Source organism: Streptosporangium brasiliense, assembly GCF_030811595.1.
Taxonomy (GTDB): Bacteria; Actinomycetota; Actinomycetes; order Streptosporangiales; family Streptosporangiaceae; genus Streptosporangium; species Streptosporangium brasiliense.
This window is the reverse complement of record NZ_JAUSRB010000002.1, coordinates 3017969-3034147: the sequence shown is the minus strand read 5'-3', so window position 1 is coordinate 3034147 and position 16179 is coordinate 3017969. Positions and strand designations below refer to the sequence as shown.

Below are 16179 nucleotides of genomic sequence, written 5' to 3'. Positions count from 1 at the left end.
CGATCACTTTTCCTCCTCCGCGGTATGAAACACGCTTATGGTCGGCAACCCATTCATAGCTCCGTCTCTTCCAAATATCACGCCGGAGCTCCTTCCCTGAGCGCCGCGGCGACCTGAGGGGCGACCCGGTCGGCCCAGCGGCCGACGACGGCGTCGAGGTCGTTGATCTCCGACTCCAGCAGCGCCAGGCCCGGGGTGGGGACCGTGGCGCCCAGCTCCACCAGGAGCGGCCGGAAGTGGACCTCCACCGCCAGGGCGTGCCGCGCGTCCCCCATCACCAGCAGCGGCAGCGCCACGCCGGAGGCCAGCGCGCCGCCCGGCAGCCGGTCCAGGAAGGTCTTGAGCAGGCCGGTGTAGGTGCCCTTGTAGGTCGGGGACGCCACCACCAGCACGCTCGCCTGGGCGACGATCTCCAGCGCGGCCTCCACCGCGGACGAGGCCTCCGGGGCGAACAGCAGGGGCGCGAGGCCGGACAGGTCGACGATCTCGGAGGGCCCTTCGCGGCCCGTGCTCCGGGCGAGGATCTGGGTGGCCTGGACGGCCACCTCGTAGGTGCGGGACCCGGCTCGCGGGTTGCCCACCACGGTCACGATGCTCATGAAGCCACCGGCGCCTTCTGCTCGAAACGGGATGCTGGACGCGCCAGGCCGTAGTTCTGGCGCAGTGTGCGGCCTCCGTACTCGGTGCGGAACAGGCCACGGGCCTGTAACTCGGGCACGACGTGGTCGACGAAGTCCGCCAGGCCGCTCGGCAGGACCGGCGGCATGATGTTGAAGCCGTCGGCCGCGCCGCTGGTGAACCATTCCTGAATCTGGTCGGCGATCCGCTCCGGAGTGCCGGTGACCACGCGGTGCCCCCGGCCGCCGGCCAGGCGGCCGATCAGCTCCCGCAGGGTCAGCCGCTCACGCCGGGCGAGATCGGTGACGAGCTTGAACCGGCTCTGCTGACCGTCGGCCGGTTGGGCGACCTCCGGCAGGGGGCTGTCCAGCGGGTGGTCCGACAGGTCCACGCCGAGGATGCCCGACAGCTGCTGCACGCCGTACGCGGGGATGATCAGTTCTTCGAGCTCCCTCTCCAGCTGGAGCGCCTCACGCTCGGTGGAGCCGATGATCGGTGAGATGCCGGGGAGGATCAGCAGCTCGTCGGCGCGCCTGCCGTACCGGCCGAGCCGGGACTTGAGGTCGGAGTAGAACTCCTGGCCCTCCTGGAGGGTCTGCTGCGCGGTGAACACGGCCTCGGCGTAGCGGGCGGCGAACTCCTTGCCGTCCTCGGAGGAGCCGGCCTGGACCAGCAGGGGGTGGCCCTGCGGGGGACGGGAGGTGTTCAGCGGGCCCCGGACCCGGAAGTGGCGGCCGACGTGGTCGAGGGCGTGGATCCTGGCGGTGTCGGCGTAGTCCCCGCTGCGGCGGTCGCCCAGGATCGCCCCGTCCTCCCAACTGTCCCAGAGCTCGGTGACGACCTGCAGGAACTCGGCGGCACGGTCGTAGCGTTCCTTGTGGGCGGGGCGTTCGACGCCGAAGTTGCGCGCCTCCGCCTCGCTCGCGGAGGTGACGATGTTCCAGCCGGCCCGGCCGCCGCTGATGTGGTCCAGCGACGCGAACTTGCGGGCGACGTGGAACGGCTCGTTGTAGGTGGTGGAGACGGTCGCGATCAGGCCGATGTGCTCGGTCACCGTGGCCAGCGCCGCCAGCAGGGTGAGGGGCTCCAGCCCGCCGAGCGCGTTGTGCCTGACGTTGCCCCACAGGGCCAGGCCGTCGGCGAGGAAGACCGAGTCGAGCTTGCCCCGCTCGGCGATCTCCGCCAGCCGCTGGTAGTGCCGGACGTCGGTGATCCCGGCGGGCTCGGCGCGCGGGTGCCGCCAGGCGGCCTCGTGGTGCCCGACGCCCATCAGGAAGGCGTTCAGGTGCAGTTGCCGGGCGGCCATCAGGAGGTCCTCCAGGTCGAGAAGCGGCGCTCCAGACGGACGAGGAGCTGGTTGAAGAGCAGTCCGAGCACGGAGATCGTGAGGATTCCGGCGTACATGTCGGGCACCCGGAAGTTGAACTGGGCGTAGTTGATCAAATAGCCGAGGCCGGCCTTGGCGCCGACCATCTCGGCGGCGACCAGCACGAGGATCGAGTAGGCCCCGGCGAGCCGGACGCCGGTGAAGATCATGGGCACCGCGGCCGGGAGGATCACCTTCTGGAACAGCCGGATTGGGCGGAGCCCCATCGACCGGGCCGACTTGATCAGCAGGGGGTCCACGCTCTTCACCCCGGCGATCGTGTTGAGCAGGATCGGCCAGGCGCAGGCGTACAGGATGATCGAGATCTTGGAGGTCTCGCCGAGCCCGAGGATCAGCACGAACACCGGGAGCAGGGCGAGCGCCGCGGTGTTGCGGAACAGTTCGAGCACCGGGTTGAGCAGGTCGGCCAGCGGCCGGTACCAGCCGATCAGCAGGCCGAGGGGGATGGCCGCGACGATCGCCAGGGCGAACCCGGCCAGGGACCTGACCAGGCTGGCCTGGGCGTGGTCGAGCAGCTCGCCGGAGAGGAGCAGCTCCCACCAGGCCGCCAAGACCTGTGACAGCGGCGTCAGGAAGGTGGGGTCCACCACCTCCAGCCGGGGCAGGACCTCCCAGAGCGCGGCGAGCGCGCCCAGGGCGGCAGCCCGCCGGCCCGCCGCCGCCAGGCGCCCCGGGCCGCGCAGCAGGCGCGCGCCCACCCCGGCGGCGGAGGCGCCGGTCGAGACGCTAGCCAACGGAGATCGCCTCCTCCGCCCTGGCCGCCGCGACCTCGTCGCGCAGGAGCGTCCACACCTCGTGGCGGTACTCGCCGAAGCGCGTGCCGGCCCGCAGGTCCCCCTCGCGGGAGTCGAACTCGACCTCGACGACCCGCTTGATCCGGCCCGGCCGGGACGTCATGACCGCGATCCGCTGGCCGAGATACACGGCCTCGTCGATGCCGTGGGTGATGAACACGACCGTCTTGCCGGTCTTCTCCCAGATCCGCAGCAGCTCCTCCTGGAGGGACTCGCGGGTCTGGGCGTCCAGCGCGGCGAACGGCTCGTCCATCAGCAGCACCTCCGGGTCGAAGGCCAGGCTCCGGGCGATGGCCACGCGCTGGCGCATGCCGCCGGAGAGCTCGTGCGGGTAGCGCTCCTCGGACCCGCGCAGTCCCACCAGCTCCAGATAGGCCCTGGCCCGCTCCGCGCGCTCCTTCCTCGGTACGGCTTTCGCCTCCAGCCCGAACTCGACGTTGGACAGCGCCGTGCGCCAGGGGAACAGCGCGTACTGCTGGAAGACGATCCCCCGGTCCAGACCGGGACCGTCGACGGGGACCCCGTCGAGCAGGATCCGGCCGCTGGTCGGCTCGGTCAGCCCGGCGAGCAGGTCGAGGAGGGTGGACTTGCCGCAGCCGCTCGGCCCGACCAGGGTGAGGAACTCCCCGGCCCGCACGTCGAGGTTGACGTCGTCGAGGGCGGTGAACGGGCGGCCGGCGCCGCGGACGCGGAACTCCTTGCCGATCCCCTGAATCCGGATCTTCATCGGGTGCCTCCGAAGGGGTTGTAGGCATTGGTGAAGAGGTCCTCGGCCTTGACCTGGCCCTTGTCGATCTCGCCCTCGCGCTCCAGCCAGTCGATCCAGGTCTGGAACTCCCGCGCGTCGATGACTCCGCCCTTGTTGGCCACCCCGCTGCTCTTCCAGAACTCGATGGCGGTGGTGTCCTCGTTCCGCCCTCGTTTGGCGATGATCTCCTTCGCCTTGGCCACGACCTCCTCGCGGGAGTGGGTCTGCGTCCACTCGACGGCCCTGGCGTACGCCTCGACGAACTTCTTCGTGGTCTCCGGATTCCGCTCGATGAACTTCTCGGTGAGGACGACGCTGCCCGCGGTGAAGGGGCCGAACAGGTCGATGTCCTTGAAGAGCGGATGGATCCCGCCGCGCCGCAGCGCCTTGTCTCGGAGGATGCCGCTCAGCGCGGCCACGTCGATCTGGCCCTGGCGGAGCGCCTGCTCGGTGTTGACCGGCGGCACGACGACCAGTTCGACCTGCTTGATCTCGTCGGGGGTCAGCCCACCGCGCTTGAGGTATTCCTTGAGCACCGCCTCCAGGTGGGCGCCCAGGGTGTTGACGCCGATCTTCTTACCGATCAGGTCACGCGGGCCCTTCACCGGTGAGCCGTCCGGCACGAAGTAGCCGATGTAGCTGTCCTTGTCGCTGCCGTAGTAGCCGATCACGGCCTTGATCGGGGCCTTGGCCGCGGCCAGCTTGACGATGGCGCCGTTGAACGCGCCGCCGAAGTCGGTCTGACCGGTCGCCGCGGCCTGGATGTCCTGCGGGCCGGAGATCGTGTTGCCGATCCACTTGAGTTTGACGGGGCCGAGGTAGCCGAGCGCCTCGGCGAACTCGGGGAAGGTGACGGCGCCGACGCTGCCCTGGTAGCGCAGCTCCAGCGTCTCGGGCCCGCCGGATCCGGCGGAGGCCCGCGCGCCGCAGGCGGTGAGGAGCCCCACCAGCAGCACGGAGAGAGGGACATGTCTGGTCTTGATCACGAGAGGCGTCCTGGGTGACGGGGAGGGACGGCGGGGGTCGATTCGTGATCAGGGACACTGGGCGCTGGACACTCGACAGAAGTCGACATGTGCACACCGGGTCAGATAGATGCCCATATGGGAGAAGCTACGCACGGCCTGGCGCTAAGTCAATATTTCCTACTGGTTTTGCATGAAATACTCCAAAGGGGGCGGGCGGCAGAGGCGTCACCAGGGATTACCCGGGGAGCCGCAAGCCGGGCCCGCCCACGCCCCGGCGGGCGACCCCGCCCGCCACCCCGATCCCACCCCTGGACAGAATCATGTTCTCCTCGGGGTGGCGTACGGTCGAGCCATGGACCTGGGACGCGAAATCTCCGAGAGCGGACGCTTCGTCCGGCAACCGAACCGGTTCACCGCGCGGATCGAGCCCGACGGCCAGCATCCGCCGGAGCCGGGCCGCTACCAGCTCTACGCCTCCTACGCCTGCCCCTGGGCGCACCGCTCGCTCATCGTGCGCGAGCTGCTCGGCCTCCAGGACGTCGTCGGCGTGACGATCGTGGACCCGATCAGGGACGAGAAGGGCTGGCGGATCCCCGGCGGCGACCCGGTCACCGGCGTGGAGTATCTCTCGGAGCTCTACCTCAGCTCCGACCCCGGCTACCAGGGCCGCTACACCGTGCCCTGCGTATGGGACGTCACCGCCGGGCGCCTGGTCACCAACGACTACCCGCAGATCACCCTGACCCTGGAGACCGCCTTCGCGCCCTGGCACGCCGACGGCGCGCCCGCCCTCTACCCGGCCGCGCTGCGCGGGGAGATCGACGCGCTGAACGAGGTGATCTTCAACGGGCTCAACGACGGCGTCTACCGGACCGGGTTCGCCACCTCCCAGGCGGCCTACGACGAGGCGGTCGTCAGGGTCTTCGACACGCTGGACCTGCTGGAGGAGCGGCTGGCCGGCCGGCCCTACCTGCACGGCGACGCGCTCACCGAGAGCGACGTCCGGCTCTACCCGACGCTCGCCAGGTTCGACGCGGTCTACCACTCCCACTTCAAGTGCTCGATCAGGCGGCTGACCGACTACCCGGCCCTGTGGGCCTACGCCCGCCGCCTGTACGCGACCCCGGCCTTCCGCGACACCACCGACTTCGACCAGATCAAGCGCCACTACTTCGTGACGCAGACGAACATCAACCCGAGCCGGATCGTGCCGCGCGGCCCGGAGCTCGACTGGACGGCGGGACAGCCGCCCTCCGGACGGCCGGAGCGGCCGGCGGACGGCACGGCAGGGGCTTGATCACATGAAAGTTTCACAGCCCGGGCCGGGCATTCGGCCGGTCAGCCGCCGGGGCCGGGGAGCCGCTCATTGACGAGGGGGAAACGCGCTGGAAGCATCGGCGCATCTCCCTATGGGAGCGCTCCCACCTGATCGTGCACCCCCCGCCTGAAGGGACCCACGTGATCAGACCGCCCGCCTGGCTCGCCCTCGCCGTGGCCGCCGCCATGGTGACGCCGCCGTCCTCGCCCGCCGCCGCCACGGCGGCACCGGGCCCCTCTCCCGCCGCCGCCGACGGCCCGGAACAGATCGTCAACGGCACCTTCGACACCGGCACGGCTCCCTGGTGGAGCACCGCCAACACCACCCTGGAGGCCGACGGCGGCCGGCTCTGCGCCGACGTCCCCGGCGGCACGGCCAACCCGTGGGACGTCATCGTCGGCCAGAACGGCATCCCGCTGGTCAAGGACGAGACGTACCGATACTCCTTCTTCGGCGTCGCGACCCCCGGCCGCGTCGCCAAGGCCCTCATCCAGCTCCCGGCCGACCCCTACACCCAGTATCTGTCGGCGAACCCCGAGCTGAGCGTCTCCGGCAACGCCTACACCTACACCTTCACCTCCCCCGTGGACCTGCCCGACGCCCAGGTGGCCTTCCAGCTCGGGGGCAGCGCCACCCCCTGGCGCTTCTGCGTGGACGACGTCTCGCTCAGGGGCGGCGCCGAACCCGACGTCCACAGGCCCGACACCGGGCCGCGCGTCCGGGTGAACATGGCGGGCTACCTGCCCACCGGCCCGAAGAACGCCACCCTGGTCACCGACAGGACCGAGGCCGTGACCTGGAGGCTCAAGAAGGGATCCGCGGTCGTCGCGACCGGGGCCACCACCCCGCGCGGGGTGGACGGCAGCTCGGGCCAGAACGTGCACTCGATCGACTTCGGCTCCGTCACCGCCCCGGGCACCGGCTACACACTGGAGGCCGACGGCGAGACCAGCCGCCCCTTCGACCTCGACGGCGGCCTCTACGGGCGGCTCCGCACCGACGCGCTGAAGTTCTACTACCCCCAGCGCAGCGGCATCGAGATCCTCGACAGCCTCCGCCCCGGGTACGGCAGGCCCGCCGGCCACGTGGGCGCCGCGCCGAACCAGGGCGACACGAGCGTGCCCTGCCGGCCGGGCGTCTGCGACTACTCCCTCGACGTCAGGGGCGGCTGGTACGACGCGGGCGACCACGGCAAGTACGTGGTCAACGGCGGCGTCTCGGTCCACCAGCTGATGTCGGAGTTCGAGCGGGGCATGACCAAGGGCGCCTTCGAGGACGGCGAGCTGGACATCCCGGAGAGCGGCAACGGGGTGCCCGACATCCTGGACGAGGCCCGATGGGAGCAGGAGTTCATGCTCAGCATGCAGGTCCCCGACGGCAGGCCGCACGCCGGGATGGCCCACCACAAGATCCACGACGCTTCCTGGACCGGCCTGCCGCTCCTGCCCCACCTCGACCCGCAGCGGCGCGAGCTGCACCCGCCGTCCACGGCGGCCACCCTCAACCTGGCCGCCACCGCGGCCCAGGCGGCCCGGCTGTTCGCCCCCTACGACGCCGCGTTCGCCGCGCGCAACCTGGCGGCCGCCCGCAGGGCGTGGGCCGCCGCGGTGGCCGAGCCCGCGCGCTACGCCGACCCGGCCGACGGCGTGGGCGGCGGCGCCTACAGCGACGGCGACGTCACCGACGAGTTCTACTGGGCGGCGGCCGAGCTCTACCTCACCACCGGTGAGAAGGAGTTCAGGGACCAGGTGCTCGCCTCCCCGCACCACACCGGCGACATCTGGCGCGAGCGCGGCTTCGACTGGGGCAACACCGCCCAGCTCGGCCGACTCGACCTGGCCACCGTCCCCAGCGAGCTGCCCGACCGCGCCGCCGTCCAGGCGTCGGTCCTCGCGGGCGCCGACAAGTATCTGGCCGTGCAGCGGGCCCACCCGTACGGCCTGCCGTACAACCCGCCGGACTTCGACTGGGGCTCCAACAACCTGGTGCTGAACAACATGGTCGTGATGGCCACCGCGCACGACCTGAGCGGCCAGGCGAAGTATCGCGACGGGGTGCTGGAGGGGATGGACTATCTCCTCGGCCGCAACGCGCTCAACCAGTCCTACGTGACCGGCTACGGCGAGGTCGCCTCCCGCAACCAGCACAGCCGCTGGTACGCCCACCAGCTCGACGCGGCCCTGCCCAACCCGCCGCGCGGCACCCTGGCCGGCGGGCCGAACTCCGGCATCCAGGACCCGGTGGCCCAGGCCAAGCTCCGCGGTTGCAAGCCCCAGTTCTGCTACATCGACGACATCGAGTCGTGGTCCACCAACGAGCTGACCATCAACTGGAACTCCCCGCTCGCCTGGATCTCGGCCTTCGTCGCCGACGTCACCCCCGCGGCCCCCTGCAAGGTGACCTACACCCGGCACGGCGTGTGGCCCGACGGCTTCACCGCCCAGGTCACCGTGCGGAACACCGGCACGGAGGCGGTCGACGGCTGGACCCTGAAGTGGTCCTTCCTCGGCGGCCGGCGGGTCGGCGACGGCTGGAGCGCCTCCATCACCCAGGAGGGGGCCACGGTCACGGCCGAGAACCTGAGCTGGAACCGGAGGATCCGGCCGGGCGGCTCGGTCACCTTCGGCTTCACCGGCAGGAGCGCCCCCGGCGCCGATCCCGTCCCCGAGCGGTTCCTCCTCAACGGAGCGCTCTGCCGCTGACCCCGACCGGTGGCCGCCCCGACGGGCGGCCACCCCGGGGCCCTCTCGCCGGCCCGCGCTCCACCGGTCCGCCCGCACCGGCGGGACCGCCGGGGCCCGTCCGCCTCAACTGGGGCGATGTCCACACGGCCTAAACTGAGACGCGTGATTGACGACATTTGGGTGGACCCCGCGGTCAGGGCGCTCCGGCCGGACTTCGCGGTCCTGGCGGTGGGCGCGTACGGCCTGCGTAACGGACCGACGGACGACAGGTCACGGGCCTGGCTGGCCGGGGCGGCCGGCGAGGCGGTGGGCGTCGAGGATCCGAAGGTCGAGGCGTGGCGGGAGGCCTACCGGGCGTTCGGCGCCAAGCCGCAGCGGACCAGGCCGTCGGTCGACGCGCTGGTCCGGCGGATGCCGCTGCCGGAGATCAATCTGGTGGTCGACGCCTACAACACGGTCAGCGTCAGGCACGGGCTGCCGATCGGCGGGGAGGACCTGGCCCGCTACGAGGGGGCGGCCCGGCTGGTCCGCGCCGCCGGGGACGAGCCGTTCGAGGTCGTCGAGAAGGGCGAGCCCGCCGTCGACCACCCGGAGATCGGCGAGGTGGTCTGGCGCGACGACAGGGGCGTCACCTGCCGGCGGTGGAACTGGCGGCAGTGCGTGCGCACCCGGATCACCGAGGAGACCACGGACGCGCTGTTCCTGCTGGAGCGGCTGGCGCCCATGTCGCTGGAGGAGCTGGGCGCGGCGGGCGACGAGCTGGTGGACCTCCTCAAGGTCATCACCCCCGGCGTCCGGGTCGAGTCGCGGCTCATCGAGCAGGGGTGACCAGGACCACACCTCCCGGACAGGCCCCCGGAGGTGACTGTTTTGCACTCTACTGAGAGGATCAGGCGACGAGCTGCGCTCAGACTGGCGCAGGTCCGGGTCCAGGCGAGTAGCCTTGGACAGGTTCTCTATCATCAACGCCGATCTGCGGAAGAGGGCGATTTCCGCCGTGTCGTCTGAGTCGTCGCGGACAAACCCGCTGGCAGCCTTTGGTCAAAACGAATGGCTTGTCGACGAGCTGTACCAGAAGTACCTCCAGGATCCCGAGTCTGTGGACCGTGCCTGGTGGAATTTCTTCGCTGATTACACCCCTGACTCCGGGTCGGGGCGAGCCGCACCCCCGGGGGCGGCCACAGCCGCGCCCTCCACTCCAACCCCCGCTGCGGCTCCGGTGACCCCGGCCGCCACACCGGTCACCCCCGCGCCGAAGGCCAAGGCCACCCCGGCGGACAAGCCCAAGCAGGAGACGCAGTTGCCCGCCGGTGCCGAGGAAGTCCGACTCCGTGGCGCGGCCGCCAGGACCGCGGCCAACATGGAGGCCAGCCTCGAGGTCCCGACGGCGACCAGCGTCCGCGCAGTCCCGGCGAAGCTTCTCATCGACAACCGCATCGTGATCAACAACCACCTGTCGCGCGGTCGCGGCGGCAAGGTGTCGTTCACGCACCTGATCGGTTACGCGGTCATCAAGGCCCTGGCCGTCCTGCCGGAGATGAACCACTCCTACACCGAGGTCGACGGCAAGCCGGTGCTGGTCAAGCCCGAGCACGTCAACCTGGGCCTGGCCATCGACGTCGCCAAGAGCGACGGCACCCGCCAGCTCCTGGTGCCGTCGATCAAGGCGACGGAGACCATGGACTTCCGCCAGTTCTGGGTGGCGTACGAAGACGTCGTGCGCAAGGCCAGGGCGGGCAAGCTCGGCGTCGACGACTTCTCCGGCACCACGATCTCGCTGACCAACCCGGGCACGATCGGCACCGTCCACTCGGTGCCGCGGCTGATGCCGGGGCAGGGCACCATCATCGGTGTCGGCGCGATGGAATACCCCGCGGAATACCAGGGCGCCTCCCCCGAGACACTCTCCCGCCTCGCGGTGAGCAAGGTCATGACGCTCACCAGCACCTACGACCACCGGATCATCCAGGGCGCCCAGTCGGGCGACTTCCTGCGCCAGGTCCACCGGCTGCTGCTGGGCGAGAACGGCTTCTACGACGAGATCTTCGAGGCCCTCCGGATCCCCTACGAGCCGGTCCGCTGGGTCCAGGACATCTCGACCACGCACGACGACGACGTGGCCAAGTCGGCCAGGGTCATCGAGCTGATCCACGCCTTCCGGGTCCGCGGCCACCTGATGGCCGACACCGACCCGCTGGAGTACAAGCAGCGCAAGCACCCCGACCTCGACATCAAGTCGCACGGGCTGACCCTGTGGGACCTGGAGCGCGAGTTCGCCACCGGCGGCTTCGGCGGCCGTCCCCTGATGAAGCTGCGCGAGATCCTCGGCGTGCTGCGCGACTCCTACTGCCGCACCATCGGCGTGGAGTACATGCACATGCAGAACCCCGAGGAGCGGGCCTGGATCCAGGCGCGGGTGGAGCGTCCGCACGCCAAGCCCGACCGCACCGAGCAGCTGCGCGTCCTGGAGCGGCTCAACACCGCCGAGGCGTTCGAGACGTTCCTGCAGACCAAGTTCGTCGGCCAGAAGCGCTTCTCGCTGGAGGGCGGCGAGTCGCTGATCCCGCTGCTCGACTCGGTGCTGTCGGCCGCCGCGGAGGAGGACCTCGACGAGGCCGTCATCGGCATGGCCCACCGCGGCCGCCTGAACGTGCTGGCCAACATCGTGGGCAAGTCCTACGGCCAGATCTTCGGCGAGTTCGAGGGCAACATCGACCCGCGGACGGCGCACGGCTCCGGTGACGTGAAGTACCACCTGGGCGCCACCGGCGACTTCGTCTCGCCCGACGGCAGCAAGCTGAAGACCTCGGTCGTGGCCAACCCCTCCCACCTGGAGACGGTCGACCCGGTCCTGGAGGGCGTGGTCCGCGCCAAGCAGGACCTGCTGGAGCGCGGCGAGGAGGGCTTCACAGTCCTGCCCGTGCTCGTCCACGGCGACGCGGCCTTCGCCGGCCAGGGCGTGGTGGCCGAGACGCTGAACCTGTCGCAGCTGCGGGGCTACCGCACCGGCGGCACGGTGCACATCGTGGTCAACAACCAGGTCGGCTTCACCACCAGCCCGGCGAGCTCCCGCTCCAGCGTCTACGCCACCGACGTGGCCCGGATGATCCAGGCCCCGATCCTCCACGTCAACGGCGACGACCCCGAGGCCGTGGTCCGGGTCGGCAAGCTGGCCTTCGAATACCGCCAGGCGTTCCGCAAGGACGTCGTGATCGACCTGATCTGCTACCGGCGCCGCGGCCACAACGAGTCGGACAACCCGAGCTTCACCCAGCCGCTGATGTACGACCTGATCGACGCCAAGCGCTCCACCCGCAAGCTCTACACCGAGGCGCTGATCGGCCGGGGCGACATCACGGTGGAGGAGGCCGAGGGCGCGCTCCGCGACTACCAGGCCAAGCTGGAGAACGCCTTCGCCGAGACCCGCGAGGCGGCCAAGGTGACGACCGGCGAGTTCGCCCGCCCGGTCGACGTCGACTCCGTCATCCCCTGGTCGCACGACGACACCCCGACGGGGATCTCCGAGGAGACCGTCAAGCGGATCGTCGACACCCAGCTCAACCTGCCGGAGGGCTTCACCGCCCACCCGCGCCTGCTGCCGGTCATCCAGCGCCGCGGCCAGATGGTCGCCGAGGACCGCATCGACTGGGGCATGGGCGAGACCCTCGCCTTCGGGTCGCTGCTGATCGACGGCCACCCGGTCCGGCTGGTCGGCCAGGACTCCCGGCGCGGCACCTTCGTCCAGCGGCACGCCGTGCTGGTCGACCGCCTCACCGGCGAGGAGCACACCCCGCTCAAGACGTTCAACCAGGGCACCACGAAGTTCTACGTCTACGACTCGCTGCTCAGCGAGTACGCCGCGCTCGGCTTCGAGTACGGCTACAGCGTGGAGCGCCCCGAGGCCCTGGTCGCCTGGGAGGCCCAGTTCGGTGACTTCGTCAACGGCGCCCAGTCCGTGATCGACGAATACATCACCGCGGGCGAGCAGAAGTGGGGCCAGCGCTCCGGCGTCACCCTGCTGCTGCCGCACGGCTACGAGGGTCAGGGCCCGGACCACTCCTCGGCCCGCATCGAGCGCTTCCTGCAGATGTGCGCCTACGACAACATGACCGTGGCCCAGCCCACGCTGCCGGCGAACTACTTCCACCTGCTGCGCTGGCAGACGAAGTCCAACCGGCACCGCCCGCTCGTGGTGTTCACGCCCAAGTCGCTGCTCCGGCACAAGGCGGCGGTCTCGCCGGTCGCCGAGTTCACCTCGGGCTCGTTCCGGCCGGTGCTCGGCGACACCACGGTGAGCCCGTCGGAGGTCCGCAAGGTCGTGCTCTGCTCCGGCAAGATCTACTACGACCTGGCGGCGGCGCGTAACGCGCAGGGCCGCAGGGACGTGGCGATCGTCCGTCTGGAGCGCCTCTACCCGTTCCCGGCCAACCCACTCGCGGCCGAGCTGGGACGCTACGCCGACGGTGTCGAGCTGGTGTGGGCGCAGGACGAGCCGGTCAACATGGGCCCGTGGCCGTTCCTGACGCTGAAGCTGGCGGAGAACCCCGACGCGTTCGGCGGGCGTCCGATCAAGCGGGTCTCCCGCAAGGCGAACTCCTCCCCCGCGACGGGCTCGCACTCGGCGCACGAGGCGGAGCTGCAGCAGATCCTGGGAGAGATCTTCAACTAGGACCCGTCCCGCGGCAGGCAGAAGAGCCGCGGGACAGGGCCTGGGCGTCACCTTCGGAAGTCCCCCACAGGAACCTCTGTGGGGGACTTCCCGTTACTGGAGGAGAAGGATGTACTTCACCGATCGGGGCATCGAGGAGCTCGTCGAGCGCCGCGGCGAGGAAGAGGTCAACATCGTCTGGCTGGCCGAGCGGCTGCGCGAGTTCGTCGACCTGAACCCCGAGTTCGAGACCCCGGTGGAACGGCTGGCCACCTGGCTGGCCCGGCTGGACGACGAGGACGAGTAAGAAGAACGCGATATATCTTGACCTCCTCGCACAACGCGACATATCGTGTCTTGTACAAGGAGGTCACGAACATGCGGCAGTGGACCATCGAGAAACCCGAGCAGCTCGCCTTCGACTCCGTGAGCAGGCTCAACGTCCGGATCGTGGCGGGCCGGCTGGCGGTGCTGGCCAGTGACGGCCCGTCCACCCTTGAGGTCGCCGGCATCGACGACTCTCCCCTGATCGTCACCCACGAGGACGACGGCACGCTCACCGTCGCCTACAAGGACCTGACCTGGGACGGCCTGCTCGGCTGGCTCCGTGCCGGGCGCCGGGAGACCACGCTGACGCTGACCGTTCCGAAAGAGTGCCCGGTCAACGTGGGAGTGGTCTCCGCCTCGGCCGTCGTCGCCGGCTTCGAGAGCCGCACCTCGGTCAAGAGCGTCTCCGGTGAGATCGTGCTCGACGGGGTGAGCGGCGAGATCCACGCCGACACCGTCTCCGGCGACATGGAGAGCCGCAGCCTGGTCGGCGACCTGTCCTTCAAGAGCGTCTCGGGCGAGCTGACCGTGGCCCAGGGCACGCCCCGCCGCCTGCGCGCCACCACCGTCTCCGGCCGGATCACCGCCGACCTGGAGCTCCCCCCGACCGGCCACGTGACGCTGAACAGCGTCTCGGGCGACATAGTGCTCCGGCTGCCGCACGCGGTCGAGACCGATGTCACGCTCCGCTCCACCTCCGGCCGGCTCGCCGCCGCCTTCCCCGGGCTCGACCACTCCAGCCAGCCCGGCGTGAAGACGCTGACCGGCCGGCTCGGCGGCGGCATGGCGTCCCTGTCGGCGACCACCGTCTCGGCGGACGTCACTCTGCTGAAGGGAGAGCAGGCATGAGCCCGGTCTTCGGCCACGGGCGGCTCCGTCTTTACCTCCTCAAGTTGCTCCAGGAGAGCCCGCGCCACGGCTACGAGGTGATCCGGCTGCTGCAGGACCGGTTCCTGGGCGTCTACTCGCCCTCGCCCGGCACGATCTACCCCCGCCTGGCCCGGCTGGAGGAGGAGGGCCTGGTCACCCACGAGGTCGTGGACGGCAAGAAGGTCTTCACCCTCACCGACCAGGGCCACGAGGAGCTGAACGCCCGGCTCGACGAGCTCGCCGACCTCGAACAGGAGATCTCCGACTCCGTCCGCGACATCGCCCGCGAGGTCAAGGAGGACGTGCGCGACACCGTGAAGTCGCTGCGCGAGGAGCTCACCCAGATGGCGCGCGACGTGCGCCAGGGCGCCAAGCAGGAGCAGCGGCAGGCCAAGCAGCAGCAGCGTGACGCCTGGCGGGAGCAGAAGGCCGAGTGGCAGCGGCAGAAGCGTGAGTGGCAGCGCCAGAAGCAGGAATGGCAGCGCCAGACCAAGGAGTGGCAGCACGACTGGAAGCGCATCTGGGCCGAGGGCTTCACCGGGCACGGGTCACCCGACAGCGACGCCCGGCTCGGGCGGATGCTGGCCGAGTTCGTCGAGGAGATCCGTGAGGACGCCAGGCGGGCGCAGGTGACGGAGGAGACGCTGGCCAGCGCGCAGGACGCCCTCTACGACGCCGCCCGTCGCATCCGCGACGCGCTCCGGTGATCCTGCTGTACGGTCCGCGCCCGCCCCTCCTGCTGTCGGGGTTCCCGTCCCGGATGCCCGGGCCGGCCGTACCCCGGCAGTCAGGCGACGCGCATGGCGCGGACGAGACGCTCCCGAGCCCGTGCGGCCTGTCTGGCCCGGTAGGCGATCGGCATGTATCTGGCCCGTTCGGGCAGGCGCGGCACGGTCGCCGCGACCGCCCGGCCGAGCCGGCGCAGCCGCATCTCGTCGCGTGCGGTCCACGCCAGCCCCAGCTTCTGGCGTACGGCGGGCGGCAGGGTGCCGACCGTGACGAAGTGGTTGACCCGGCCTGAGGTGAGTCCGAGCGGGCCCCACAGCCCGCGCAGCGCCGCGGGCATGATCGGCGGCGGGCCCACGGTCAGCGCGGTGCGCAGCACGTCGTGGGCGGTCGGGTGGTTCTCCAGTGTGGTGTCGACCATGTCGTGGAAGTAGCGCCAGTAGTCGTCGACGGTGGCGGGGAACATCCGCTCGGGGACCCGCAGGATCCGGCCGAGATGGATGACCTCCTCATACAGCCGCCGTTCCTCCTGCGGGGTGTACGGCCGGCCGAAGTACTCCGCCATGGTGACGGCCCGCTCGAAGGCGGTCAGGTGCACCCAGGCGTACGGCTCGGCGCTCAGCGCGTGATATCTCCGGCCCTGGGCGTCGGTCCCCTGGATGTCCTTGTGCATCTCCCGCAGGCGCCTGCCCTCGTCGATCGCCTCCGCCCCGCCGTACACCCAAGTCTGCAGCGAGGTCAGCGAGCGGCTGAGCCGCCCCCAGGGGTCGGCCCGGTAGACCGAGTGGTCGCCGATCGCGGCGCCGACGGCCGGGTGCATGACCTGCATGACGAGGGCGCCGCCCAGCAGGAGCATCAGCCGGTGGTCCCCCATGCCCTCCCACAGCAGGGTGCCGGGGCCGAAGGGTTCGGGGTCGGGGTGTGCGGTCGCGTCGGTCATGCCGGGCCTCCGGGAAATACGTCTCCTATCCGTGTCTATCACCCGGAAAGTCAAAAAGTAACCCGTTACTTACATGCCATGATCTGAGTCACCCCGCTCCGGGCCGGCCCGCCGCCACCTGGCGGGCCGGCGGCGGGCCGATCAGGGGTGG

Annotated in this window: 13 protein-coding genes; 7 read left to right on the top strand and 6 right to left on the bottom strand. The window is 70.5% G+C overall.

Features of this window, described 5'->3' with window-relative positions:
• Positions 1-77: 77 nt before the first annotated feature.
• The 5 genes from J2S55_RS22715 to J2S55_RS22695 are packed head-to-tail and all read right to left on the bottom strand — an operon-like array spanning position 78 to position 4533.
• Positions 78-599: an NADPH-dependent FMN reductase gene (locus tag J2S55_RS22715; protein ID WP_306864492.1), complete on the bottom strand. Its 522-nt coding sequence runs from the start codon at positions 597-599 to the stop codon at positions 78-80.
• Positions 596-1924 (bottom strand): LLM class flavin-dependent oxidoreductase, encoded by a 1329-nt coding sequence (locus J2S55_RS22710; RefSeq protein WP_306864490.1) that lies wholly within the window; start codon positions 1922-1924, stop codon positions 596-598. The genes J2S55_RS22715 and J2S55_RS22710 overlap by 4 nt, the downstream gene beginning before the upstream one ends.
• Positions 1924-2739 carry an ABC transporter permease gene (locus tag J2S55_RS22705; RefSeq protein WP_306864488.1) on the bottom strand — a complete coding sequence of 272 codons (816 nt, stop codon included), beginning with the start codon at positions 2737-2739 and terminating at the stop codon, positions 1924-1926. Before J2S55_RS22705 ends, J2S55_RS22710 begins: the two co-directional genes overlap by 1 nt.
• Complete coding sequence (locus J2S55_RS22700) at positions 2732-3526, bottom strand: ABC transporter ATP-binding protein (protein WP_306864486.1); 795 nt, start codon at positions 3524-3526, stop codon at positions 2732-2734. Before J2S55_RS22700 ends, J2S55_RS22705 begins: the two co-directional genes overlap by 8 nt.
• Positions 3523-4533, bottom strand: a complete 1011-nt coding sequence (locus J2S55_RS22695) for an ABC transporter substrate-binding protein (protein ID WP_306864482.1) — start codon at positions 4531-4533, stop codon at positions 3523-3525. The genes J2S55_RS22700 and J2S55_RS22695 overlap by 4 nt, the downstream gene beginning before the upstream one ends.
• A gap of 334 nt (positions 4534-4867) precedes the next feature.
• Between J2S55_RS22695 and J2S55_RS22690 the strand changes: the two genes are divergently transcribed.
• The 7 genes from J2S55_RS22690 to J2S55_RS22660 all read left to right on the top strand — a co-directional run bounded on the left by J2S55_RS22690 (position 4868) and on the right by J2S55_RS22660 (position 15069).
• Positions 4868-5812, top strand: coding sequence for a glutathione S-transferase family protein (locus J2S55_RS22690; RefSeq protein ID WP_306864479.1), 945 nt, complete (start codon positions 4868-4870; stop codon positions 5810-5812).
• 206 nt (positions 5813-6018) lie between these two features.
• A complete protein-coding gene (locus J2S55_RS22685; protein WP_306875533.1) occupies positions 6019-8535 on the top strand; it encodes a glycoside hydrolase family 9 protein in 2517 nt (838 codons plus the stop codon).
• 144 nt (positions 8536-8679) lie between these two features.
• Complete coding sequence (locus J2S55_RS22680; protein ID WP_306864475.1) at positions 8680-9345, top strand: B3/B4 domain-containing protein; 666 nt, start codon at positions 8680-8682, stop codon at positions 9343-9345.
• Positions 9346-9514: 169 nt separating this feature from the next.
• Complete coding sequence (locus J2S55_RS22675) at positions 9515-13186, top strand: multifunctional oxoglutarate decarboxylase/oxoglutarate dehydrogenase thiamine pyrophosphate-binding subunit/dihydrolipoyllysine-residue succinyltransferase subunit (RefSeq protein ID WP_306864473.1); 3672 nt, start codon at positions 9515-9517, stop codon at positions 13184-13186.
• Between the two features lie 109 nt (positions 13187-13295).
• Positions 13296-13472, top strand: a complete 177-nt coding sequence (locus J2S55_RS22670; RefSeq protein WP_306864470.1) for a DUF6104 family protein — start codon at positions 13296-13298, stop codon at positions 13470-13472.
• Between the two features lie 71 nt (positions 13473-13543).
• Positions 13544-14341: a DUF4097 family beta strand repeat-containing protein gene (locus J2S55_RS22665; RefSeq protein ID WP_306864467.1), complete on the top strand. Its 798-nt coding sequence runs from the start codon at positions 13544-13546 to the stop codon at positions 14339-14341.
• Entirely contained in the window at positions 14338-15069 is a 732-nt protein-coding gene (locus tag J2S55_RS22660; protein WP_306864464.1) for a PadR family transcriptional regulator, read from the top strand. Before J2S55_RS22665 ends, J2S55_RS22660 begins: the two co-directional genes overlap by 4 nt.
• Positions 15070-15149: 80 nt before the next feature.
• On the opposite strand, the gene J2S55_RS22655 is transcribed toward J2S55_RS22660, so the two are convergent.
• Positions 15150-16028, bottom strand: coding sequence for an oxygenase MpaB family protein (locus tag J2S55_RS22655; protein ID WP_306864461.1), 879 nt, complete (start codon positions 16026-16028; stop codon positions 15150-15152).
• Positions 16029-16179 lie beyond the last annotated feature (151 nt).